Raw genomic sequence first — 23,147 nt, 5'->3', positions numbered from 1 at the left:
GGCTTTTAATAAAAATCAAGGATAGTTGATGATTACCTTATATGGCGCTCCTGGCTCAGTATTTGTACGAAAACCGCGTATTTTATTGCATGAAAAAAAAGTGCCTTTTATAGTTGACCCCATTAATCTCTATCGTTATGTTCATGAAGAGTTTAAACAAGCAAGTCCCCTGACTAAAATTCCTGTATTAAGAGATGATTCGTTTACCTTAGCTGATTCATCAGCCATATGTGCTTACCTAGATAAAAAATACCCAACCCCTAGTTTTTATCCACAAGACCCCCAAGCCTATGCCAAGGCGTTGTGGTTTGAGGAATACGCCGATACTGTTTTATTTCAAGCCATTGCACCTTGTTATTATCAAACTGTGTTAGTCCCGCTTTATCATGGGCGTGAGCCAGATACTACCCAGATTGACCAAGCGCTTACCCAAAGGCTGCCCGCTGTTGCCACATACCTAGAAACGCAATTAGTAGGAAATCTTTATTTTATAGCTGATCAATTCACCATCGCTGATGTTGCAATAGTGAGCATGTTTATGAATATGCATTTTTCAGGTTTCCCTATTGATGCATGCCGCTGGCCTAACTTAGCCGCTTATTTAAAAGCTCATTTTCAACGCGCGAGTTTTCATGGCTGTATTAAGGAAATAGAACGAGAATTGAATAAAATTGCTCCCCCGGCAGCTCCTTACCAATATCCGGATATACCAAATTAAGGGTAAATAACTAAACAACAACAACTAAAATACAGCACTATCTGTTATCTATTTTGTGGATAAGGATGTGGTTGTAGTATATACGGTTCACAACAAGCACAATTTAATCACAATAGAGTAAAGCCCGTCTCTAAATTATTGCGAGAGCTATTGTATTGTTCATATATTACTCATATGATACGATTTTTCCCTTTTAATTAAATATTAAAATGCGCTATTATTTTAACACGCCAGATCAAATCAATGGTGATGAAGCTTATGATCAAGCTGATTTTACCAAAGCCCTAACTTACTATAAGAACGCCCACCAAACCTTGAATCAAAAAGCAGCAGAACGCCACTTTAAGAGAAGAAGTGATTTTCTTTATGCCCTTGCTTTTGTTATTTGTGAAGAAATCATAACTAATTGTGAGGTTATTAATGCAACAATAAATGAGCAATCAACCAATGAGCAAACAACGTTTGATTGTGCGCCTATTGAAAAATTATGGCAGGACATCCCGGGGCTGGTGAATGAATTAGAAACTGTTTTTGATGAGATGGGCTCATCCGAAAAGAAAGAGATTATCAAAGAAAAAATGGTGTTTGGTTATCAATTACTTGCTGATGTGTGTGAAATAATTAGCGATGAATTAGTTGATAATCTCAATGAAATACCTCCTGAAAGCGACCTTGCACCTGCTTTAGAATGGATCACTAAAGCATTAAACTATGCTAAACAAGGAAATTCACCCCTAGATCTCGACTTGCACCTTGGATACTTAAATTTATTAGAGAAAGGATACAAAAGTAGTTTAGATAAAAGTTATCTTGTAAAAATAAGTCAGCATATTAGTAGCAATAAATTGCTCGAATTACCCCTTACAACGATGCAAACTCTTGAAATCCTAAGCTATCAACTGTTAGTTGCTGTTGCGAATGATGATGCGCATACGGCCAATCAATATATAGCAGAATTTAGAGAATTAATAGCAAATTCTGCTGATATAGATAGTGATCATCCTCTTATCGAAGATATAAAGAATTTAATTGCCCAGTTACCTGACGATAACGAAGTTACCCCTCTTAGGAAACGCAAATTCAAAGTAATTGATAAGCCTTTAAATGAAAAGGAAGAGAAAGAAGTTTTTTCAGAAGATGAGGATGAAGACGAGAGTCTTGTACTAAAACGATCTACTAGTAAAAAAACTTACAAAAAATCTAGAGCCATTTGTATAGATGATAATGATGCTACAGAAAGTGTGGAAATCAGTGCTATCGATACCGAGGCGGAAAGTATAGTGCCTCTTCCAACTGCTGAGGTACAACAGTCATACCCGAAAGATTTGCCGAGTATGTCTCAAATGTCTAATACAGCCACCTTTTTTGCTAATAGGCATACCGCTGCAAGAAAAGTTACCTTTAAAGAAGATTCTCATGCTATCGCTTTTGTAAAAACACTTAAGGAACTAGGTGGCAACGAGTCTAATCCTAATTTTTTAGCTAATATTCTTTCTCTGATTGCAGATTTTTACTGTCATACAAAGCTGCCCCTTAAGAATACCTCGTTATTAGCATTTGAACTTTACAAGAATGCTCTACTGTTAAACCCTAAACATGTTGTAGCACATACAGCAGTAAGGGAGCTTGGTAAACAACCAATCATCCGAGATAATAATCGCTATGGAAGCAGCTCTAACTCAACACAAACAAATATCAATACTATTTTCATAGATGCGATAGAAAGCTTAATGACGCAAATAGAAGCTTTTAAATTTCAAGACTTGGAAAAAATCAATCACATTACAGATGAGAGTATTAAATTTATCGTAAATAATTTAGTGAGTAAAAATATCGCCGGCTCTAGATCGGCTGAAATTGCCAGTAAAATTAATTCACGCTATAACTACTTTGCAGAGCACACGACAGGTCAAGAGCGTATGTTTTCTTACTCTTAAGTAATGTAAGGAGGTTGAAATGAATGATCAAATAAATACTAATCATTCATTTCATTCACTCTTTACATACTCAGAGCATGAGATTGATTGTCTAAAATATCAACCTTAGAAGTGTCTGCATAAAAACCTACTTTATTAAGTATCGCGCCTACGCTCTCTTGGCTTTGCGTTAGGCGAGTTAATCGCTCAACTTGCTCTTCATTTTTATCAAGTAATTTTTCATAGCGTTGATTGTTGTCTTTAAATTGCCCACTAATCCCCTGCAATTGCGATCCCGTTTCACCAAGACGTGCGGTAAATTGCCTGAGATATTTTTCTTGATTAGTTAACAAATCCTCTAAACCTTGCTGGAATGCCTCTTTCTTATCTTTGGCCTGAACCAGGGTATCAGTCAGCAAGTGTAATGTATTTTGTAGAGCAAGTGCGATTAATTTTGCTTGCCTAAGATCGCCTGTGAGGGTTGCGTTTAATTGCTCTAAATCAATGATTTCTGCTTTAAATGTAAACTCTCTTTGTTCAGCTGCTTGTATAATTTTATTTAATTCATCTTGGCTGGTTTGTAATAATTCGGAATATTTTTTTTCAGTCACGTTTAAATTGACTGTCATTTGTTCAAGGGCCTGTTGCGTTGTGTATAATTTTTCTTCAATTGCAGCTAAATTTTCATTCTCGGATGTTAGGAAGTTAACTTCTCCCGCCATTTTGCCTAGCAATTCTGCTAAATAACTATTTTCTTTTTGAAATTTATTTAACTCAAGGACTAACTGTTCGTTTAATTGGTTTAATGAATCCATTAATAACTCAAATACCGTCAGCAAACTTACAATTTCATTTTTTAAGTACTCATTATTTTTTTCATTTTGTTGATGATGATTATCAAGTAATAAACTGCTAGCGACATAATTAATAAGACAAAATAAGCTAATTGCTAGCAATAGGGTAAGGTGTGTAACGATAGCTGTAATAAATAAAGGAACAGTCAGGATGATACCAAGAAAAATTTTTTGCCAAACAGGTAGCTTGCCCCAACTGTGAGATGCCTTAGCAAAGAGGCTGTTATTTTGTGGTGTGTCAATTAAATGGATAACCTTTTCTTTTATTTGCGCAAGTTGTCTTTTACGCCCAAGAGTTTGAGTTAATTGCTCTTGCTGTTGCAGCGGATTATCATTAAGCAACCTATTATCTGCAAAAGCTAACTCCTCGCTACCGCTCTTTAGCTCGCCCTTTTTTTGTATCTCACGCATTCCATTTTCCCTTCTACAGTGAAACTAATTAACCCAAGCAAATTGTAGCGAATAGCTAATCAATAATCATTATTTTCTTCAGTATGCTTCTCCTCATAGCAACCCTTTGCCTTTAAGAGAGGCAGCTATTATCTCTTTTAAAGCAGACTTGATAAATAAAGGGCTTACTGTATAATATGCTTTCACTTTTAAATTCATTACTGCGTTAGAGCAACATTAAGGATCTTAAATGAAGTATAGATTGACAGGTCTTGAAAAGGTTTCTGGAGCTAAATTCATTGCGGCTTTTGCAAACATCCCAGCTAACACAACCATACTTGACGCTGATAAAAACCGGCTTTCTCACAAGAAAATTGTCAATCTAGTCCAAGCTTTTCAACTTATTCCCCCTTCTGTCTCTGTATTTTCGTTGGTGGACAATGATTTAGGTAATATAGAGGCAGGCAAATTACAGCAATTTGCTAATCTTATTCCCAGGGAAGTTTGCTCAATTAATTTAGAAAAAAATAAACTTTTTCATAAACGTGGTAACGAGTTAGCTTCTTTTTTTGCTGCTTTTCCACCTAACTTAACAAAATTAAATCTAAGCCACAATCAGTTAAAAGATATTAAAGATGGCAATTTAGATATTGCCTTTCGGGCTATACCCCAAAGTGTGCGTGCGCTTAATTTATGTAAAAATAGACTGCATTTATTATCCTTAGACAAATTAAATGCGCTGAGCAATACGCTGCCACATATAGAAACTATTGTCTTAAGTTCCAATGAAATTAAAAGAATGTCACTGGAACAACGGGAAGCATTAGGCGCTGTCTTTCCTAATGTAAAGGAAGTTTATATTGTAGACAATAAAGGTCAGAAGGTAAGCCCCTGTTTAGAAACGAGCTTAATTAAATCACTAAAAGTAAGAGAGGAAGTCCCTTCTTTGCTTGGGATAGCATCGTTTTTTGTAGCCAAAAATAAACAGCATCCTCAACTAAGAGACTATAAACAAATAATCCCAGAAGATCTGCATGATACTGTTGACCATGCCTTATCGCTATCGCCAACAGCAAAATTTTGAGCTTAATACATATCGGTTGGATGGTAGATTGGGTTTAGCCCAACCTACCTGACTATTCTGCTAACACCGTAGGGCCATAGGGTGGGCTCGCGTTTACGAGAACGCCGCTGCGGGCTTTGATGTTTACTTTAGAAAATACCATGCCGTCTTTTTGCGCCTCTAGCGTATAATCCCCAGGTGGCACATTAACAAAGGCGATGCCACCATCAAGTGAGGTCGATGCTAGTTTTCTACTAAACGGGTTTGTTTTTTTAGTAATTGGTAAAATACCAAAATAGAAAGGTTTTTTATTTAAATTAGGCGATAAAGTAACCTTGACCCCTTCAATACCTTGCGGTAAATCAGCAAGTGTCATATTTGGCGGGGTGACCGTTGCTGCCACTTGGCAAGCGTTTGGATCTTCTTTCTCCCCCATCGCAAGAGCAAACAACTTATAAATAAAGTTTGATGGCACTTGAAAGGAAATATTTTTCAAAAAATCATCATTATTTATTCCTTCAGGTGGAACTATCATGGTTGCAGTTTGTGTGGTTTTAAAGCCTGACCAGAACGATCCTGGTTTTTCCAAAACCAACGTGATGGGTTGTCCAACTGGCCACTCAAAGGGCCCAAATTTTCCTGCATCGTCAGTCTTAAACTTTAATTGCTCATTTTCAATCACAGTAATGGTGGCATCTGGAATTGGTTTGCCTGATATAAATGAAATAGCAAATCCAGATATCAAGGCAGTAGCATTTTCTATAGGCTGTTGCATGATTAATTCCTTTTAATTATAAAAACCTAAATACTAGTTAGTTAGCTTTTTTAAATTTTCTTATAGTAACAAGAAATTAATTAATAGTTAATTTCTAACCGCAAAAGTTGCTCGTCTTGCTCATATTTAAAAAATAGAACAAAGCAAATTAGCTTAAACGCAATTGTTATAGGTGCTTAACAGATTAAACACAACATGTTATTACTAAAAGCTGAAATGCTTTTTTTAGGATGGATATATGAAGAAGTTTTATTTTTTTGGTGTCATTTTAGCTGTTTTTATGACGAGCCTGACAGCTGAAACAGTAAGTCGGCTACCTGAAAGTATTTCAGCAACCATGTTGCTTGATTTTGAATCAAATCCTGTGGAAGTAAAACGTGCTATTCAAATGGCGCTAGATTTGGCTGCGCAAAATATAGGTTATCAATATGGTTCTGCCAAACCCGAAGCCGGTGGCATGGATTGCTCAGGAACCATGTATTACCTGCTCACTAAACTTGGCATAAAATCAGTGCCCCGCTCTTCCGAAGGCTTATATCAATGGGTGAAAGATAAAGGTAATTTTTATCCAATAACTAAGCCTTCTTTTAATGATCCTGAATTCTCAAAGCTTAAACCTGGTGACTTACTCTTTTGGAGCGGGACTTATAAAAGAGAGCATCCCATCTACGTCACTCATGTTATGATGTACCTTGGAAAAAATAAACAGGGCGAACCGCTCATGGTCGGCGCCAGTGATGGGCGAACTTATAAAGGCAGACAGATTTATGGCGTCAGCGTGTTTGATTTTAAATTGCCACCGAGCACAAGTACCAGTAAATTTTTAGGGTATAGTTGTATACCGACATTGACTTGTAAAAAATAATTGCCTTAATTGGATAGGATTTCCAAAATGAATGCCAGTAAACAATTTTCTTTAGTTGATCAAGTTGCTATTGTAACCGGGGCTTGTGGGGGCCTTGGCCAGGAATTAGTAAAAATTTTAGTTGACGCAGAAGCAAACGTTGTTTTAGCCGATGTAGACCAATCAAGTTTAAATGCCCTAGCTTTAGAGATTAATTCTAATAAAGTTCTAGCCCAGTTGTGTGATGTAACCGATAAAAAAGCTATTAATAATTTAATTAAAAAAACACATCAAAAATTTGGTCGCATTGATAGTTTAGTCAATTGTGCAGGCATCTTAGGCGGGGATCATTTTTTATTTGATGTATCTGAGGCTGAGTGGGATAAGGTACTCGATATTAATCTTAAAGGGACTTGGTTAATGTCAACGGAAGTAGCTCGGTATATGATTAAACATAAAATCAAAGGGAAAATAATCAATATTTCTTCATCCTTAGGTAAGCGTGCGCAATTAAAACGGATAGCTTACGCGTCATCAAAAGCAGCTGTTGAACACCTTACACGTAACATGGCAATGGAATTAGCCGAGCACGATATTCGGGTTAATTGCCTAGCACCTGGCTGGATGGAAACGCAAATGGTCAGAGAATTTTTAGAAGGCCCAGAAGGTGAAAAATGGCGTAAAACGATTCCTTTAAGACGAGCTGCTAAGCCCCAGGAGTTAACCGGCCCACTATTATTATTAGCCTCTGATGCCTCAAGTTATATGACTGGTACCATCTTACGAGTAGATGGCGGCTATACTTATTGTGGTATCGAACTGCCTGAGTAAGACAGATTATTAGCATGGCATGCGAGAAAAAAACTTATTATACGCCTTCTTGGCCAAAGGCAATGATATGATATGTTATAGTAGTATCGTTTTAAGTATCTAAATGAGCACAATGGTAACTACCAACAGCCGCAATAATGTCTTATTGCGGCCTTATATAAGTCCCTATTTAGGAATAAGCAGAAATTGGTTGTCTTAGCTCTCGGCATTGCTGCATAAACAATAAAGTATCCTTATCAGGCGCACAATCTTTTGGTTTCTTACTTGCTTTATCCAAAATGTTACTTCGAGCTCCAGCCAATATCAACATTTCAATCATAGGCTTATCGCCATTAGCTACTGCTTTATGAAGTGGTGTTTTACCTTCTTTATCCTGAAGGTCTAAACTGACACCGGCTTTTACTAAAACGCGTGCACAATCTAAATTTTGACATGCAACAGCCCAATGTAGAGCAGTACGTTCAAGGGTTACATCTTTTTTATCTAAATCATTAGGTATTGCTTTGATAAGTACTTTAAGTTCAAATAAGCGCCCCCAAGCAGCTGCTCGTCTTAATGCTTGCTCATGAACAGGACTACCTGTTTCACCCGGCTTACGTAATGAGGTGCATACAGTGGCAAGCTGAACTTGCTGCTGAGTACTACGGCCTTGATGAATGAAGCTTAACAATTTTGGTGCAATCTTACCATTTGCTTGTTCTATTATCTTTTGATTTGTTTCAACTAATCTAGAGCTTACTGAAGACATAGACAGTAGTTCCTGAGTACGCTCTATTTCTTGATTGCTAAGTGGTTTTTCAGCAAATAATAAATTGGATAATTCTATAAGAAGTTGTGGCATACCTCCAAATAAGGATGTGTCATTAGAAAATATGGACTTTACTGCTATCAAATAAGCTGTGACGAAGTTCTCATTAGTATCTATATCCTGATAAAAGGGCAGCTTATTATCTTGCATGGCTTCAAGTGTACTGGTAACACCAGTTGATGCAACTAATGTTGCCGTTGCACCGGCAACCATTTTACGCATCAAATGATTAGGTAAGGATTGATAAAATTGAATCGGCGGAAATGATTTTTTAATAGCAGGTAAGGAATCATCTAGCTTATAAAATAATTCAATTTCAGGTTTGCTATTATTGAAATCTCCTACGAGTATATATTCATCCTGATTACTTAACTTAATATACTGCGCAATTAATTCGTATGCAGTCCACTCTAATGCTGCATTAACATACATAAATCCGTAATTCCCAGAAGGTAGCATAGATTGTTGTTCACTAGATAGCTCTGGCAAATCTTTGGCTTTATTAATGGCTGGTAAACCTAAACGTTCATTACTTAGTCCGGCACTGGCTAAAAATAGATCGCTTTCACTAAATAATTCATAAAGTCCAGGCTGCTTATTGCGAAGGTAATGGCGATAACCTAACTGCGCAAATACAGTATCGTAGGCTTGCTTATTAACATTTCCCACAACCAAAAGTTTGCTTTCAGGATCAAGAACTCGCTTTACAATATCTGCAGCTGCATACTTGCAACGATTCGCATCTATAAACGCTACAACAGTATTTTCAATAGCATCAAATTTTTCTAACGAAGAAAGGCCAATACTAGTGTTTTCTATATTAACTCGATTATTTACTACAGGACCGTAGAGGCTTACAAATTGAGAAATACCATCTAAGCTACTAACTAAAATAACATCAATATTCTCTTGAGATTTTGTAATCTCTTTTACAAGATCTTTAGCTATATTTCCAGCGAAAGTGTAATCACCTCTAGCTTCTGGATTAACACAATTAGCATGAATAAGAATGACTTTTCCCATTGTACACCTTACTAGTAATTAAGAAGAGAAAAAATCTTAAAATGCTAACCTTAATGAAATATTAAGTATGTTAATTTTCTTCAACATTTTTAGTATTAAGTCGAATTAAATTTCATCTTATTGGCTATACTTAATATTTAATAATAAATTCAGCTATTATTTAAATAGGAATAATTAGGCACTTACCAAAAGGATAATTGGATAGCATGTCTATGCCATGGCGAAAAAAAGCGATAAAAGAAATTCTTGCTGAAATTAATCGAAGCGCAGAAACGCATCTCTTAGAAATTCGTTTACCCAAACTTTCATCCATTAATTTATACATAAAAGATGAAACCAGCCATAAAACCGGAAGCCTAAAACACAGACTTGCCCGCTCATTGTATCTTTATGGCCTTTGTAATGGCTGGATAGATAAAGACACAACCATTATTGAAGCCTCTTCGGGAAACACGGCAGTATCTGAAGCGTACTTTGCATCCTTATTAGGACTTAAATTTATCGCTGTTATGCCTAAAACCATTTCACAAACTAAAATCAAACGCATTCAACTTTATGGCGGTGACTGTGTATTTATTGATAATGCCAAAATAGATAGAAGCGTTGCCGAGCAGCTAGCACAAGAAATTAATGGGCATTTTATGGATCAATTTACCTTTGCCGAAAGAGCGGTTGATTGGCGCGGGAATAATAATATTGCCGAGTCAATATTCCGACAAATGGCACAAGAGCGCTACCCTATTCCGTGCTGGATTGTATGCGGTGCCGGAACAGGTGGCACTGCGGCAACCTTAGGACGTTACATTCAATACGCTTTACATCCAACAAAATTATGCGTTGTTGATCCTGAAGATTCTGTCCTATATGATTATTATCAAACACGGGATAGCTCAGTGACTATGCCATCCTGCTCACGTATTGAAGGTATTGGTAGAAGTTATATTCCCGCCTCTTTCTTTCCTAATGTTATTTCTCACATGATGAAAATTCCTGATGCAGGCAGCATTGCGGCCCTGCACTTTTTAGAAAAATTAACCGGTTTAAGATTTGGTGCGTCAACAGGCACAACGCTTTATGGATCATTTAAGTTAATTGCAAACTTACTACAAGAAAATAAGCCAGGCTCACTTGTTGCCATTGCTGGCGATAGTGGCCATCTCTACAATGAAACTTATTATAATCAAGATTGGTTAAAAGAGAAAAATATCAATATTGACCCATATCTAGAGCAAATTTGGAATTTTTACGATACCGGAGAGTGGATTAATATTTAGCTGCGAAATTCGATATGCTATATCTACTGCCGCCCAACAGCTTATTTTTTCTTAATATTGTCTTAATAATAATCAGTTATCCTTGCGCCAATTCCAACCGAAATAGGAAAGATAATGGGCAAAACTTTAATTTATACTGATTTTGATGGTACGATTACTGGCAGAGATGGCAGTAAAACCGTGTTTTCTACTTTTTATGCTTCCTTGCAACAAGCGCCAGATAAGAATAATTATCGCTTAAGCCCTTTAAAGAATAACGAAGAAGTTCAACAGTTATTTAGAACAAAATTTGGTGAATTTACGAGTGATTTTGACTACACGAAAGAAGATGCAGATATGCTCATGCATAAAGATGCAGTGATCTTCTTCCACGAATTACTACAACAAGAAAATGTTATTATTAGTATCGTTACTAAAAATCGAGCAGATTATATTCAAGCTATGCTTCAATATCAGGGTTTTAGCGCAGAAGAGATTAACAAAATAAATATTATGGATTCAGGCCGTAAATATACTGATGTTAATTGGCATATACAACAACAAAAAGGAAATGAATCTATTGATAGCATTTATATTATGGATGACAGTCAAGCAGATTACCGCGCTATGATTCAAGCTGCCCAAGCAAACGGGTACGCATATTGTGTGTCTGCGCATAATGAAGGTGTCGGTCAATTTAAGTGGTCAGTTTACCTTGATGATATTCAACGAGCACTGCAAACTCAAATGGAAGAAGCACCATTAGAAATTGAGTCGCCAGATTCTCCGGCCTTCTATCCAGCTTTTTCGCTATCGCCGCTAGTTACATCTTCAGGCGTAACTACCTTTGGTGTATTCACCCCCGCAATACCAAGCTTACAAGTGCCGGACGATGTAGACAAGGTTGAGCAAACTAGCTTAAATGTGTAGTTAAATTTACGCGCAATTTATCCTTTTAATTTAACAAATGTAGGTTGGGTCCATGGCCCAACCTACTTAACTGGGTTTAAAAACCATCCAATATAAATTCATGAGCGGCAAAATAGTCGCAATGGTTCCAAACACCATCCACCATGTTTCATACTGCCAGTAAGTAACTGGAATCGTTTCACTGTTTTTAAATAAATTTGCTAGGCGATGCAATTTTATTTGGAGTGGTATTAGTATGATTACCCAGATAAGACCAGATATAATAAATAAACTAATTCCCCATACAATCCATTTAACTGATAGAAAATTATGGAAATAGCTAGCCATTAATAAACCGGTGATTGCGATAATAATAACGCCAGTTGTCGTAAAAATAATATCTGTGTAAGTTACCAGGCGCTGCGAAAAAGCAATGACTTTCCAGTCACGACTTATGTCAGCAAAGCCTTTCCAAAATCCGGTTACGATGATATTGCCTAAGAATAAAACTACCCCAAAAATATGTAACATTTTTAACATGAGATAATAATTCATAAGTAGCCTTTTTCAATTCTCAATAATCCATTAAACTAACCATTTTAAATGACTTACTAAAATGGAAAAACTTAAGCGCGAATTTTATGCCAATGATGCCCTAACTGTCGCCCAGCAATTACTGGGTAAATATCTTATACATGTGGTTAATAAGCAAGAAAAAATAGGACGAATTGTTGAAGTTGAAGCATACCTTGGACCTCATGATTTAGCCTCTCATGCTTCAAAAGGCATAACGCCTAGAACTAAAATTATGTATGGCCCGCCAGGCTTTGCTTATGTTTATTTAATCTATGGTATGTATCATTGCATGAATGTGGTTACCGCAGAAGAAGGTTTTGGCTCGGCAGTCTTAATAAGAGCACTTGAGCCTATTCAACATATTACTGAGCGCACCCAAGGGCCGGGTTTGCTTTGTAGAGCAATGCACATCAATAAAGAATTAAATGGGCATGACTTATTAAGTGATAACTTTTACCTTGCCATTAGTGAAGATAGCCCATCATTTACTATGGTAACCCGACCAAGAATCGGTGTTGCTTATGCTAAAGAATGGGCAGAGAAGCCATTACGCTTTTATATTCAAGGCAATCCCTTTGTCTCAAAATTATAAAGCAGGTGGTTAGCCTCCCAGCTTACCCATCCGATTAATTTGACTTTGTAATTGTGTCATTTGTTGCTGCAAGCCTGCTTGAATTTGTTTAAGCTGATTTTGAGTCTGCGTATTTAGCTCTTGTATTTGACCTTGAAAGGTGGTTTGTAATTGCTTTAATTGCTGTTGTATTTGAGTATTTAAAGTGGTTATTTGTTGCTGATGTTGCGCTTGCATTTGCTTAAATTGATTTTGAATTTGGTTATTTAGTTGCATAATTTGTGTATTTACTGATTGAGCAGGTGCCGAAGCTGAGTTATTCGCTGCCGCATGACTAGCTTGGGTAGACGCGATTAATAATAAACTATAGGCACCCATTTTTAATTTTTGATTCATAATCATTTCCTTATTTTAAATGCATCATTGCAAATACTTTAACTAATTTAATAAGGAATGCAAAGATTAAAATTATTTACTTGCCATTTTTACTAGTTTAAACGTATATTTATAGCGAAATTTATCTTCATGGATGGAGATTATAATGGATATATTTGATATTCATGAATCTTTTCCTGTAGTAGCCACGCTAAGAAAAAAACTGACATTAGCAAGCATTTTAGAGAATTTACTAGCTTATAAACAAGAATTCGAAACACTATTATTAACATATGGCGCAATAATTTTTCGTAATTTACCTGTAACAGAAGCTAGTCAATTTGCATATTTTATTGAAAAACTAAGCTTAGGAAAATTTTTTAGCTACGTAGGCGGAGATAGCCCCAGAAGTAAATTAATGGATGGCATCTATACGTCTACTGAAGCGCCACCTAAGATTTATATTCCTCTCCATCAAGAGCTTTCATATTTACAAACCTACCCTAAACATATTTATTTCTTTTGTGAAATTGAACCTGCGACTCGAGGTGAAACTATTATTGGTGATGCGCGAGAAGTCTATAAACAACTTGATCCAAAACTCGTGGCGCGCTTTCAAGATAAAAAAATCACCTACATTTCCCACTATTATCAGAAAAGTAAGCTGATGGATTTAATTAATCATTTTGCACGCTCACATAAATCCTGGTTAGAAGTATTTGAAACGACTGATCCCGAAGAAGTGATGCAGTTTTGCAAAAAAAGTAATATTGAATTGCATTGGCTAGGAAAGAATTGGATTGAACTTAAACATACTATGTCGCCTTTGTTACAACACCCCATTACCAAAGAAACGGTTTGGTTTAATCAAGCACACTTATTCGATTTTAGTCCTAAGTTATTAGGGTTATTAAGATTCCTAGCTGCCAAATTAGTTTATTTTCGCCGCTTAACACGTTTGCATGAAGTTACTTTTGCTGATGGAGATAAAATCTCGCGCAAGGATATTTATCATATTATGGATATCTTGGATAAATGCACTGCCTCTATTCCTTGGAAGAGAGGCGATATCATGCATTTTAGCGATGCATGGCCGGGCCACGTTTAAAGGCCCACGTCGTATATTAACGTCAATGACTGCTTAAATGAAGGCGTAAGAATTACTGCGTGTTTCCTCAGGCACTACTTGATCAGCATCAACTGTATGTGGGGCATCTAGAAGATTTATAAACTCCCCTATGCCTTTAGTTTGTTTATCAGCAAGGAATTTCACTTCTTCAACAACCGATTGGCCCTTAATAACAGCAATTGCAGTACCTATCATGACTGCGCCTAAACCTAATGCTAATGCGCCCCAGGGTCCAGTCGCTAAAACTAATGCACTCGCTGTGGCTCCAGCAAGAGCTGCCATTGCTTCACTCATCATCACAAACCCTGTTAGGCCTGCTATGAAACCAGATATAGAGTAAATTGAATTAAAAAACAAACCAATGCCTGTTGCTGCTTTATTACTTTTTTTATTTTCCTCTAAGCGCAGTTTTAAATAGTTATATTGCGTTTTTAGAGCATTAATGTTTTCATGGGTAGGATTTTCTAAACATAAAGTTGCTGTTGATAAAATAGCTAGTAAAAGTGGCTGAGTTCCTTTATTTAAGATATTTTTTAATTCTTCTAAACTTAATAAGAATTTTTGTCCTTGAATAACCAGATGATTGTCATATAGTTTATTTTTGAGTTCATGATTATTTATTGTTAAGGCAGAATGAAGGTGATTTTGTAATTGTTTTTGAAATTTTTTACGCTCAGTAATCCAATTCATTATTCTTTTTAATCCTCTATGTGTTAATAACTTGGGCATAATATATAGCAGTTATTTTATAGGTACAATCCCAATTTTGTTTGTATCTTCTTTAATTTTTTTTGAATATAAATTTGGTAATGTGCTAAATTATTATGGGTTATTTATTTTCATTTTCGTTATCGTTTAAGACGTTTAATTAGAAGACTTTTTGTAAGTTAATCAGGCTTGTTTAATTTGTATTAGCTCGCGTTAGCTTAGGTTATCTACAGTAATATTTGCGGCTTTTCCTTGTGCTTGTATGGCCGGATAATACATGGATTCTGCATAAATAGGTGGTACAATGAATTTACCCACGCTTGTTGCTTTGATGTGGTAGCGAATTTCTTTTGCCTCACTGCCTACACCAATAAAGAAAAGCGCCCTATCCTCTCGTAGGTCAGCATAATCTACTTGATTAAGGTTAACTGAATCATTAACTACTTCAAAACCACCGGGTAATAGGTCAGTAATAGCAATATTATTGACGTATTGATCATCTAAGGCTCGAATTTTAATCCGTACTTCTATTTCGGTGCCTAAATTTGTATTGGTAATTGGCTTACCATCCGGAGATAAATATTCGCGATAGATTTCTAAGCCTTGTTTAACTTCCTTTGCAGGTATTTGTTTATTAAAGCCTGCTTGAGTTAACTGATAAAAATAGGCCGTCTTGTCAGGGTTATCAATGATAACTTGTTTAGCATTTTCAGAGATAGCTGCTTTTTTAAATAAGGTATTAGATGCATCCAATATTTTTTGCTGGTTATTTGGTAACAATTCACGAATAACTAGAGGCTGCTGGTTAGGATCAGGTTGATTTGCTTGCCCATAAGACGTTAAAGCTAAGCTTGCATAACCTGACAATAGTGTATTTAGCTCATCACTGCTGATAGCTTTTACTAATGACATAATTAAACCATTACCTAATTTTGGTAATTTATCAGGAAAATGCTTAGATATGAGATACAAATATTGCGCATCCGCAAGATTAGCATTGTAAAAATCTGTATTTGGCAAACTTGTATTGTGTACTTGATAGCGCCTAATTAATTGCTCTGCATTAGTTTCACTTTTTAGCAATTTATACGTTGCTGCCAGATAGGCGCCGGTTATGGTTTTTTGCCAATTATTAGTTTTATCTCTATCTAAATAAAGTTGTAAATTTGTTAAATAATTTGTCGTTACAATTTCGTTACGCGTCAAAATATAAATTGCGTAAGCCTGCAGACGTGCAGTTTCAGCATCTTGCGCATTTTGTGATACAAAGTCTTTTAAATAACTTATACCAATTGACATGAGATCATTAGGAACAACATAACCTTGATCTCTTGCTTCAGTTAAAAAATGTAGTGCATAAATAGAAGCAAAGGTATCATTATATTTATCACTAGCGGATGGCCAATAACTAAAAGCACCATTAGACATTTGCCGTTGGCTTAGCAATTGAATTGTGTCTTGCACCTTCGTAAGAGCTTGACTTTTATCCTTTATGTTTAGATACCAATCTTTATTAGCCATTGCTAACAAAGGCATCGCTTTGCTTGTTAATTGTTCGGTACAACCGTAAGGGAAATTATCTAAATAATGCTGCAATCCATTCACTAAAATAAGTGGATTAGTGGATGCAGCGATATTTACTTGTCGATATTCTGAGTATAAATTGCGTGTAAGATTAACTGTTTTTTGTACATCACTTACAACTTGGCTATCAACCGTTGTAATAAAGGGACTAGCAGGCCTTATACTTAAGGTTGCATCCATCTTACTGGTTTTATCATTTAAACTAGCTTCCAGTGTCACTTTAGCAGAACCTAAATCAGATTTAGCTCTTACTTTAAATTGCACCACGCCTTCATGTCCTTCGCCAATATTAACCGTTGCTTTGTTAGGCCCTATGATTTCTAAGCCAGGGGTAGTAAGTAATTTAACAGTGATGGGTGTCTTGTCTCCTGAGCCCTGAATATTATTGGCAACACTTGCGGTAATCTCAAAGTTATCATTAGGTGTAACAAAAGTAGGAACATTTGGATTAATAATAAAATTGCCACGCACTTCAAGCGACTTATCAGTAGAGCCCACCGCATTGTCCGCAACCGCTACTGCCATTACTTTTATAGAGCCATTAAAGTAATTAGGTATCTGATAAATTAATTCCCGTTGATTAGAATCGGCAGTAACAATTCCTGACCAAAAAACAACCGGTAAATCTGTTTTACGTTTAAAGGGATTAAGATGAGCTGCAAGAAGCTCTTCGCTGCCATCCCCTCCTACGGTTGATAATTCTCTTTCCCGAATATACTTTGGTAAAATTTGATCAACTGTTTGCTGGGTCAGCACTTCTAAAGCACGCTTTTGGAAAAAGAAAGCCAGAGGATCAGGCTTTGGATATTTAACCACTTGTAATATGCCTTCATCAACAGCAAATACGATTATTTTCCCAGGCTTATCAGTGCTATATTTAATGGTTAAATTATCACCCGGCTTCACTAGTTTAGCTGTATCCAGTTGTATATGGACAGCGTGATTATCATGATTTAATTTAAAAGGAATAACGTTATAGCTGAGTGGACTAATAAATAACTCAGGCGAATTCCAGTCACGAATAAAGGCAATATTAACATAACCATTGCCTTGAAAATTTTCTGGAATGTGGATCCTTTGTACTGAACTTGTTGTGTCGGTCTTAAACCATTGCGTCGCATAGACTTTGTCACGTTCGATAGTAATTAATCCTGAGCCAGTATAGGGTGCTGTAACTTGCAACTCGATCTCGTCACCAGCACTATATTCAGCCTTGTTAAGCTTAACATTAAGCTCAGCATTTTTAGCTAATGGTAATTGGCTTGTGCCCACTACTGAAAATTTAATGCGGTTTAATTCAACATTATTTTCATCTAAGATACTTAAAGCAAAATCACCAATTTGATCAGTGGGCAACGTATAATTAGTACCTTGCTCATTAATAGCAATAGGATTTGTATTAACCACTTTGGTCTGTATTACTGATTGGTATTGATAAGTGCCATTAGCATTTTTAACAAGTGTACTTACTGGCCGTAAAGACAATAGCTGAATTTTTAGATTACTAACAGATTGTAAATTAAGCTTAGGATTAACGGCAATAAAATTAAGCTCTCGTATACTATTTTGCTTTATATAATTAAGTGCGCCATCTGGCTTATAACCAATAAAATAAGGTAAAGGACTTATTAGCGTTTTAGCTTGGGCTGTGACACTTCGGCCCCCTTCTGCTTCAAAACCTTCTGCAAAAAAAGTTAATTGATACGTTGCTTTTTCAAAACGATCTAGGCGCAAGTCAAAGTTTGCCTCACCCTTATCATTGGTTTGGTTATCAGACAACGTTTCAGTGTATACTTTAGCCGGCTTGGCAGGATCAAGTAACGGATCAGAGAAAATATAACTTGGGTACTTTTCAAATTCTATTTTCTGGGGGGTTAAGAGAATTTTTGCGCCCACTCGTCTATTTTCAGCAGGTGCACCATAGAGATTCCATAAATTAACATGCGCTGTAACCTTCGCAGGCGCAATCCACCCAGCCGTACTGGGTGTTGGTAATATTTGAGTTGTTATACGCATTCTATCAGGTTGAAATTCAGCAACCTTAATGGTCGTATTGCCAAGAATACTTTCTGTATGCTTATCTTTTACCGTATATAAATAAACAGAATATTGTCCTGTAGGCGAACTAGGATTGGTTTTAAAATCAAAACTTAAAAATCCCGTTGCATCTAAAGTGTATTTTTGGTCATAAACAGTCGTTCCGCGGGGATCGACGATAATCGCTTCTAAAGGTAATCCTGGTGGCTGCGGCTGTGCATAGGCTTGTTTAATAACCATACCAAGATGAGCTACATCACCTGGTCTATAAATTCCTCTGTCAGAAAAAAGATAAGCACTTAGGCTCGGCAATTCTTGGTTATTACTATAAAGGCCACCAACATCAAAACGAGAATAATTAAGTTGCCGGTTAGCGTTATTATAAGGAATAAACGAGACATCATTGCCTAAGCGAGCTAAGTAAACGACCGGTTCGCGATCATCTATAAAATCTTTTAATGTGGGAAAACTAACCCGCCCTTGATTATCCGTGAGGCTAGAAAATATAGGCAATCCATTTTTACCTAGGATCGATACTTCCACACCTGCAATAGGATTTCCTCCGGTAATAGATTCTACAAACACATCATGACTGCCGTTACTATTGTCCTTTACTAACATACCTAAATCGGTAATAAGTATTAAACGGCTAGCCCTTACGTCCAAAGCGTTCTTATTAACTAAATCCCAACCAGTGGCCTTTAGCAAAAATAAGCCTTTCATACCATCAACAGGCGCAGATAAATATTTAGTTAAATCCAGCGCTGTGTATTGTTGCTTGGTTAAATCACTGTCATCAAACGACTGTACTTCTGAAAAAATTTCACTGATGTTTTGTTGATTAAAAGTATAATTAACAAAACGTGGGTTGTTAAAATCACCTTCTGTCTGCGTAATTAATTGATTAATATTACCCGGTAACACCCGTGCTATTTCAAATTTAACTGCGGGTACGCCGCGCACCAGCACCGATAATTTTTTCTCACCACTTAAGGCAAGTAAGGCCCCTTTATGTAGGAAACTAATTTCTTTAGGTAATTCAGGCACTTTAATAATTGCTGCATAATCATTAGTAAGCGCAAAATTACCAAAAGCTCGTGCGCCCTTGTCTATTTTTAAGTAAAGGTAGCGTGGGCCTTGTACATTAAATTTATAGCTATGCAGCGTTGCATAATTTCTATCGGCAGGTATTGGCTGCAATGCTATAGGTTTTGCGAGGGATAATATGGCTGGTGTTACTTCACCAGGATTTTGCCATTCATAATTTAATTTTTCTGTTTCAAGTTTTGTTGCCGGGTAGTTTTCTGATAATAAATAAACATGTAATGATTTATTAACTTGCGTATCAGTTATCCCGATGGAACTTTCTATGGTTAGCACTTGCTCTGGCCTATCTTGCTCATTGCGCACAATAGAGGCCGCGGTGTTGGTTATTTTAAAGTAACTCGCTGCATCAGGAATTAATAAATTTTTAGTAATTTCCTGAGCCAAGGAACTACTGCCTGTGCTTGATTTAACACCCTTATCAATAGTTAATACCAAGTAACGTTCAATCGCTGTTATGGGCAGGGTTTCTGAGCGTATGTAAGCTGTACGCTTGTGCTCATCATAGTCGACAGTCCATTTAAAATGTTGCGCAGCTAAATTAAGCTTTTCATTTTTAATGTCTTGCAATAGAAGGGAAACTTTTTTCTCAAAACTGTCAGAATCTACAGGAAAATTAAAGTCAACGGTAGCCACCGCTTGCCTAACTTTAGGATCAACTGGATCTTGATAGAATTTAAATTCTTTAATTTGCGCTTGAAAAGGCTCTGTTGAAAAAGAGTAGGCTAGACTCTCCATACGCGTGCCTTTAGCGAAAAATTCTTTACCAAATTGAATCGTGTAAGTTTGCCCCGCAGGCCAGTCTTCATCAGGGGTAAATACTAAGCGATGATCCCCTTCCCAAGCCCACACACCTTTCAGCGCTGGTTTTAACTGGATATACTGAGATACTTCTTTATCAACTAATTCTAAGGGTGCAACAGACTTAGGGATAAATTCTTTATCGGTGCGCAAACCAAAATCAATTCCTAAAATGTCTGGTTTAAGGGTATCTGCTAGCGGGGTAATTTTAGGAGGCGCAATATTAGCGGTAATTAATTGTGGTTTTGGTAAGTTTATATACCAGTGATAACTATATAAGGCAGTTAGTAACCCTAGTAATAAAAATACGGTGATCGACCAAAATAAACCCGGTCGATTTTTCGCTTTCCGCTGTAAATAGCCAATCCAAGGTGGGCTAGACCAGTGAACCTGCCCTAATATAAGCGCTAAAAAAGAATTAAACTTGGTTTTTTTTTTAGCAATAGGCGTATCGTTCATATATAATCTGACCTAAAAAGGGGCATAGAGACGAATTGAGGTTAAAAAAACACCAAGTTTACTATGCAGTTTATTTTTTTAAAAGATTAGATTCAAGCTTTATGAAGATTTTTTTTACATCATTAATATTGGCTGCCCTTATTTTTTTAACTGCCAGTTGGGTCATATTATCTTTTTCTCCACCGCCACCCTTATTAGAAAAGCTAAATTTTTCCACAGTCGTTTATGATGATCATAAGCAGTTATTACGTTTAACGCTTAATAACGACGATAAATACCGCGTTTATACCCCTTTAAAAAAGATTTCGCCCCACCTTGTTACTGCAACCTTACTACAAGAAGATCAGTATTTTTACAACCACTATGGTGTCAACCCTTTCGCAATAATAAAAGCAACTTGGCAAACTTATTTAATTAAATCACGTCGTATGGGTGCATCAACAATTACCATGCAGGTTGCGCGATTGCGTTTTGGTATTAACTCGAAAACTTTATCTGGAAAGTTTATGCAGATTATACGAGCGCTGCAATTAGAGATGCATTACAGTAAGACTCAAATTTTAGAAGCCTATTTAAATCTCGCACCTTATGGCGGTAATATTGAAGGGGCTGGTGCTGCCAGCTTAATTTACTTTAATAAGCCTATTGCTAATATTAATTTACCTGAAGCCTTAACGCTTGCTGTTATGCCGCAAAACCCGAATAAGCGGACACCGCAAAATAAAGATTTAAAAAAAATTCGCAATAAATTATTTGCTCGCTGGCTAGCGCTACATCCAGAAGACCGCAAACAAAAAATAACTATTGACTTACCTCTTGCTATGAAATCTGTGGCTTCACTGCCTTTTATTGCCCCTCATTTTGTAAATTCTATACTGCACCAAGCGCGCTTGGGCAAAGAAATTAATACTACTTTAGATAGCCATCTGCAAACGATTTTGGAACGCATTACCAAAAATTACATTAAGCGTAAGCATCATATTGGTGTCTATAATGCCTCGGTATTGTTAGTTGATACGCGCGATATGAGTATTAAAAGCTTAATTGGCTCTGTTGATTTTTTTAATAATGCGATTAGTGGTCAGATTAATGGCACCGAAATAAAGCGCTCCCCTGGCTCAACATTAAAGCCTTTCGTTTACGGCTTAGCGCTTGATCAAGGATTAATTCACCCCAGTACGGTTTTAAAAGATGTGCCACGCAGCTTTGGTAATTATAATCCGGAAAATTTTGATTATGATTTTATGGGGCCTCTTAAGGCGCGTGATGCGTTAATTCTTAGTCGTAATATTCCTGCTATTTACTTAGCAAGCCAACTTACTAACCCTAGCCTCTACGATCTACTAAGTGCCGCACATGTTCAGCAGTTAAAATCAGAATCTTTTTATGGTTTAGCACTAACGTTGGGTGGCGCTGAATTAAGTATGCAAGAATTAGCCAGCTTATACGCCATGTTAGTTAATGAAGGCCTCTGGCATCCTTTGCGCAAGCTACAAAATGATCCAAAACAAACTGGCAAGCGTTTACTAAGTCCTGAAGCAAGTTTTTTAGTACTGGATATGCTAAAAGATACACCACAAGCTGATTTTAATTTTACCAAAAATACAGCGAATCAAGACATGATTGCTTGGAAAACAGGCACCTCATCTGGTTACCGTGACGCTTGGACAGCAGGTGTCTTTGGCCCTTACGTTCTAATCACTTGGATTGGCAATTTTGATAATAAAGGTAATCCTGCCTTTGTTGGTAAAAACATTGCCGCCCCTTTATTTTTTGAATTAGCTAGTGCAATTAAGCATGAAAAAACTAATTTGCCATCAACCTTTTCCAATGCCTTACCTCACTTAAATTTAGTCAAAACAGATGTATGCAAAGCATCAGGTTTACTACCCACTCGCTTTTGTCACGATACTGAAAAAACATGGTTTATTCCGGGTAAGTCGCCCATTCAGACTGATACTATTTACCGTGAAATAGCAATTAATAAACAAAATGGCCTTAGAACTTGTCATTTTGATGAAAACACGCGTTTTGAGGTTTATGAATTTTGGCCTTCTGATTTACTTGCTATTTTCAAACAAGCAGGGATTGAGCGTCGTACGCCGCCTGTGTTTGAACCCGGATGCGCCTTAAAAGCTGCAGGCGGATTAAAGCCGCAAATTACTTCGCCTCAAATTGACTTACACTATATTTTACGTGCCAATACCTTAGAAAAAACAACTATTCCATTTTCCGCAGTGACAGATGCAGATATTAAAACATTATATTGGTTTATTAATGATTCTTTTTTAACTAAAACGCGCGCTGATGAATCTTACTTTTGGCAAGCAAAACCGGGTAAATTTATCGTGCGGGTAGTAGATGATCATGGTTTTTCTGATGCCCGCACCATAACCATTGAAGTAGACGCTTAAGCCAA

At 36.7% G+C, this 23,147-nt stretch carries 17 protein-coding genes; 10 read left to right on the top strand and 7 right to left on the bottom strand.

Translation table 11 applies throughout. The annotated features are described in order from the left end of the window. Positions 1–28: 28 nt before the first annotated feature. On the top strand, positions 29–718 hold the full coding sequence (locus DYE47_RS06725; protein ID WP_115302532.1) for a glutathione S-transferase family protein: 690 nt from the start codon (positions 29–31) through the stop codon (positions 716–718). Positions 719–927: 209 nt separating this feature from the next. Then, complete coding sequence (locus DYE47_RS06720) at positions 928–2,655, top strand: hypothetical protein (RefSeq protein ID WP_115302531.1); 1,728 nt, start codon at positions 928–930, stop codon at positions 2,653–2,655. A gap of 62 nt (positions 2,656–2,717) precedes the next feature. On the opposite strand, the gene DYE47_RS06715 is transcribed toward DYE47_RS06720, so the two are convergent. Continuing rightward, a complete protein-coding gene (locus DYE47_RS06715) occupies positions 2,718–3,899 on the bottom strand; it encodes a hypothetical protein (protein WP_115302530.1) in 1,182 nt (393 codons plus the stop codon). A 229-nt stretch (positions 3,900–4,128) separates the two neighbouring features. On the opposite strand from DYE47_RS06715, the gene DYE47_RS06710 reads away from it, so the two are divergent. Further along, positions 4,129–4,962 (top strand): leucine-rich repeat domain-containing protein, encoded by an 834-nt coding sequence (locus tag DYE47_RS06710; RefSeq protein ID WP_115302529.1) that lies wholly within the window; start codon positions 4,129–4,131, stop codon positions 4,960–4,962. Between the two features lie 52 nt (positions 4,963–5,014). On the opposite strand, the gene DYE47_RS06705 is transcribed toward DYE47_RS06710, so the two are convergent. Further along, positions 5,015–5,716: a carboxypeptidase regulatory-like domain-containing protein gene (locus DYE47_RS06705; RefSeq protein WP_242604165.1), complete on the bottom strand. Its 702-nt coding sequence runs from the start codon at positions 5,714–5,716 to the stop codon at positions 5,015–5,017. A 238-nt stretch (positions 5,717–5,954) separates the two neighbouring features. Here DYE47_RS06705 and DYE47_RS06700 point away from each other — a divergent pair, with 238 nt between their 5' ends. Next, a complete protein-coding gene (locus tag DYE47_RS06700; protein ID WP_115302528.1) occupies positions 5,955–6,581 on the top strand; it encodes a C40 family peptidase in 627 nt (208 codons plus the stop codon). Between the two features lie 27 nt (positions 6,582–6,608). Then, positions 6,609–7,391 carry an SDR family NAD(P)-dependent oxidoreductase gene (locus DYE47_RS06695; RefSeq protein WP_115302527.1) on the top strand — a complete coding sequence of 261 codons (783 nt, stop codon included), beginning with the start codon at positions 6,609–6,611 and terminating at the stop codon, positions 7,389–7,391. A gap of 169 nt (positions 7,392–7,560) precedes the next feature. Here the strand turns inward: DYE47_RS06695 and ankY are convergent, their stop codons facing one another. Beyond that, positions 7,561–9,222, bottom strand: coding sequence for a Dot/Icm T4SS effector AnkY/LegA9 (gene ankY / locus DYE47_RS06690; RefSeq protein WP_115302526.1), 1,662 nt, complete (start codon positions 9,220–9,222; stop codon positions 7,561–7,563). A 206-nt stretch (positions 9,223–9,428) separates the two neighbouring features. Between ankY and DYE47_RS06685 the strand changes: the two genes are divergently transcribed. Next, a complete protein-coding gene (locus DYE47_RS06685; RefSeq protein ID WP_207385169.1) occupies positions 9,429–10,496 on the top strand; it encodes a PLP-dependent cysteine synthase family protein in 1,068 nt (355 codons plus the stop codon). 114 nt (positions 10,497–10,610) lie between these two features. Further along, on the top strand, positions 10,611–11,405 hold the full coding sequence (locus tag DYE47_RS06680) for a hypothetical protein (RefSeq protein ID WP_115302525.1): 795 nt from the start codon (positions 10,611–10,613) through the stop codon (positions 11,403–11,405). Positions 11,406–11,471: 66 nt separating this feature from the next. Here DYE47_RS06680 and DYE47_RS06675 read toward each other — a convergent pair whose 3' ends face one another. Beyond that, positions 11,472–11,939 carry a DUF2269 family protein gene (locus DYE47_RS06675; RefSeq protein WP_115302524.1) on the bottom strand — a complete coding sequence of 156 codons (468 nt, stop codon included), beginning with the start codon at positions 11,937–11,939 and terminating at the stop codon, positions 11,472–11,474. A 61-nt stretch (positions 11,940–12,000) separates the two neighbouring features. On the opposite strand from DYE47_RS06675, the gene DYE47_RS06670 reads away from it, so the two are divergent. Continuing rightward, entirely contained in the window at positions 12,001–12,552 is a 552-nt protein-coding gene (locus tag DYE47_RS06670) for a DNA-3-methyladenine glycosylase (RefSeq protein WP_115302523.1), read from the top strand. Between the two features lie 9 nt (positions 12,553–12,561). Here DYE47_RS06670 and DYE47_RS06665 read toward each other — a convergent pair whose 3' ends face one another. Further along, on the bottom strand, positions 12,562–12,927 hold the full coding sequence (locus tag DYE47_RS06665; RefSeq protein ID WP_115302522.1) for a hypothetical protein: 366 nt from the start codon (positions 12,925–12,927) through the stop codon (positions 12,562–12,564). 145 nt (positions 12,928–13,072) lie between these two features. On the opposite strand from DYE47_RS06665, the gene DYE47_RS06660 reads away from it, so the two are divergent. After that, entirely contained in the window at positions 13,073–14,014 is a 942-nt protein-coding gene (locus tag DYE47_RS06660; protein ID WP_160149862.1) for a TauD/TfdA family dioxygenase, read from the top strand. Between the two features lie 33 nt (positions 14,015–14,047). Here the strand turns inward: DYE47_RS06660 and DYE47_RS06655 are convergent, their stop codons facing one another. Both DYE47_RS06655 and DYE47_RS06650 read right to left on the bottom strand, forming a co-directional pair. Continuing rightward, complete coding sequence (locus DYE47_RS06655; RefSeq protein ID WP_115302520.1) at positions 14,048–14,725, bottom strand: hypothetical protein; 678 nt, start codon at positions 14,723–14,725, stop codon at positions 14,048–14,050. Between the two features lie 231 nt (positions 14,726–14,956). Beyond that, positions 14,957–20,728 carry an alpha-2-macroglobulin family protein gene (locus DYE47_RS06650; protein WP_115302519.1) on the bottom strand — a complete coding sequence of 1,924 codons (5,772 nt, stop codon included), beginning with the start codon at positions 20,726–20,728 and terminating at the stop codon, positions 14,957–14,959. A gap of 101 nt (positions 20,729–20,829) precedes the next feature. On the opposite strand from DYE47_RS06650, the gene pbpC reads away from it, so the two are divergent. Beyond that, positions 20,830–23,142, top strand: coding sequence for a penicillin-binding protein 1C (pbpC, locus tag DYE47_RS06645; protein WP_115304033.1), 2,313 nt, complete (start codon positions 20,830–20,832; stop codon positions 23,140–23,142). Positions 23,143–23,147 lie beyond the last annotated feature (5 nt).

Origin of the sequence: Legionella beliardensis (assembly GCF_900452395.1) — a bacterium.
In the GTDB taxonomy this organism is placed as follows: domain Bacteria; phylum Pseudomonadota; class Gammaproteobacteria; order Legionellales; family Legionellaceae; genus Legionella_C; species Legionella_C beliardensis.
Note: the sequence above shows the minus strand (reverse complement) of the source record. Positions and strands in the feature narration are given on the sequence as shown.

Coding starts and splice junctions, on each gene's coding strand:
- DYE47_RS06725 (WP_115302532.1), top strand. CDS start 29: ATGATTACCTTATATGGCGCTCCTGGCTCAGTATTTGTACGAAAACCG.
- DYE47_RS06720 (WP_115302531.1), top strand. CDS start 928: ATGCGCTATTATTTTAACACGCCAGATCAAATCAATGGTGATGAAGCT.
- DYE47_RS06715 (WP_115302530.1), bottom strand. CDS start 3,899: ATGCGTGAGATACAAAAAAAGGGCGAGCTAAAGAGCGGTAGCGAGGAG.
- DYE47_RS06710 (WP_115302529.1), top strand. CDS start 4,129: ATGAAGTATAGATTGACAGGTCTTGAAAAGGTTTCTGGAGCTAAATTC.
- DYE47_RS06705 (WP_242604165.1), bottom strand. CDS start 5,716: ATGCAACAGCCTATAGAAAATGCTACTGCCTTGATATCTGGATTTGCT.
- DYE47_RS06700 (WP_115302528.1), top strand. CDS start 5,955: ATGAAGAAGTTTTATTTTTTTGGTGTCATTTTAGCTGTTTTTATGACG.
- DYE47_RS06695 (WP_115302527.1), top strand. CDS start 6,609: ATGAATGCCAGTAAACAATTTTCTTTAGTTGATCAAGTTGCTATTGTA.
- ankY (WP_115302526.1), bottom strand. CDS start 9,222: ATGGGAAAAGTCATTCTTATTCATGCTAATTGTGTTAATCCAGAAGCT.
- DYE47_RS06685 (WP_207385169.1), top strand. CDS start 9,429: ATGTCTATGCCATGGCGAAAAAAAGCGATAAAAGAAATTCTTGCTGAA.
- DYE47_RS06680 (WP_115302525.1), top strand. CDS start 10,611: ATGGGCAAAACTTTAATTTATACTGATTTTGATGGTACGATTACTGGC.
- DYE47_RS06675 (WP_115302524.1), bottom strand. CDS start 11,939: ATGAATTATTATCTCATGTTAAAAATGTTACATATTTTTGGGGTAGTT.
- DYE47_RS06670 (WP_115302523.1), top strand. CDS start 12,001: ATGGAAAAACTTAAGCGCGAATTTTATGCCAATGATGCCCTAACTGTC.
- DYE47_RS06665 (WP_115302522.1), bottom strand. CDS start 12,927: ATGAATCAAAAATTAAAAATGGGTGCCTATAGTTTATTATTAATCGCG.
- DYE47_RS06660 (WP_160149862.1), top strand. CDS start 13,073: ATGGATATATTTGATATTCATGAATCTTTTCCTGTAGTAGCCACGCTA.
- DYE47_RS06655 (WP_115302520.1), bottom strand. CDS start 14,725: ATGAATTGGATTACTGAGCGTAAAAAATTTCAAAAACAATTACAAAAT.
- DYE47_RS06650 (WP_115302519.1), bottom strand. CDS start 20,728: ATGAACGATACGCCTATTGCTAAAAAAAAAACCAAGTTTAATTCTTTT.
- pbpC (WP_115304033.1), top strand. CDS start 20,830: ATGAAGATTTTTTTTACATCATTAATATTGGCTGCCCTTATTTTTTTA.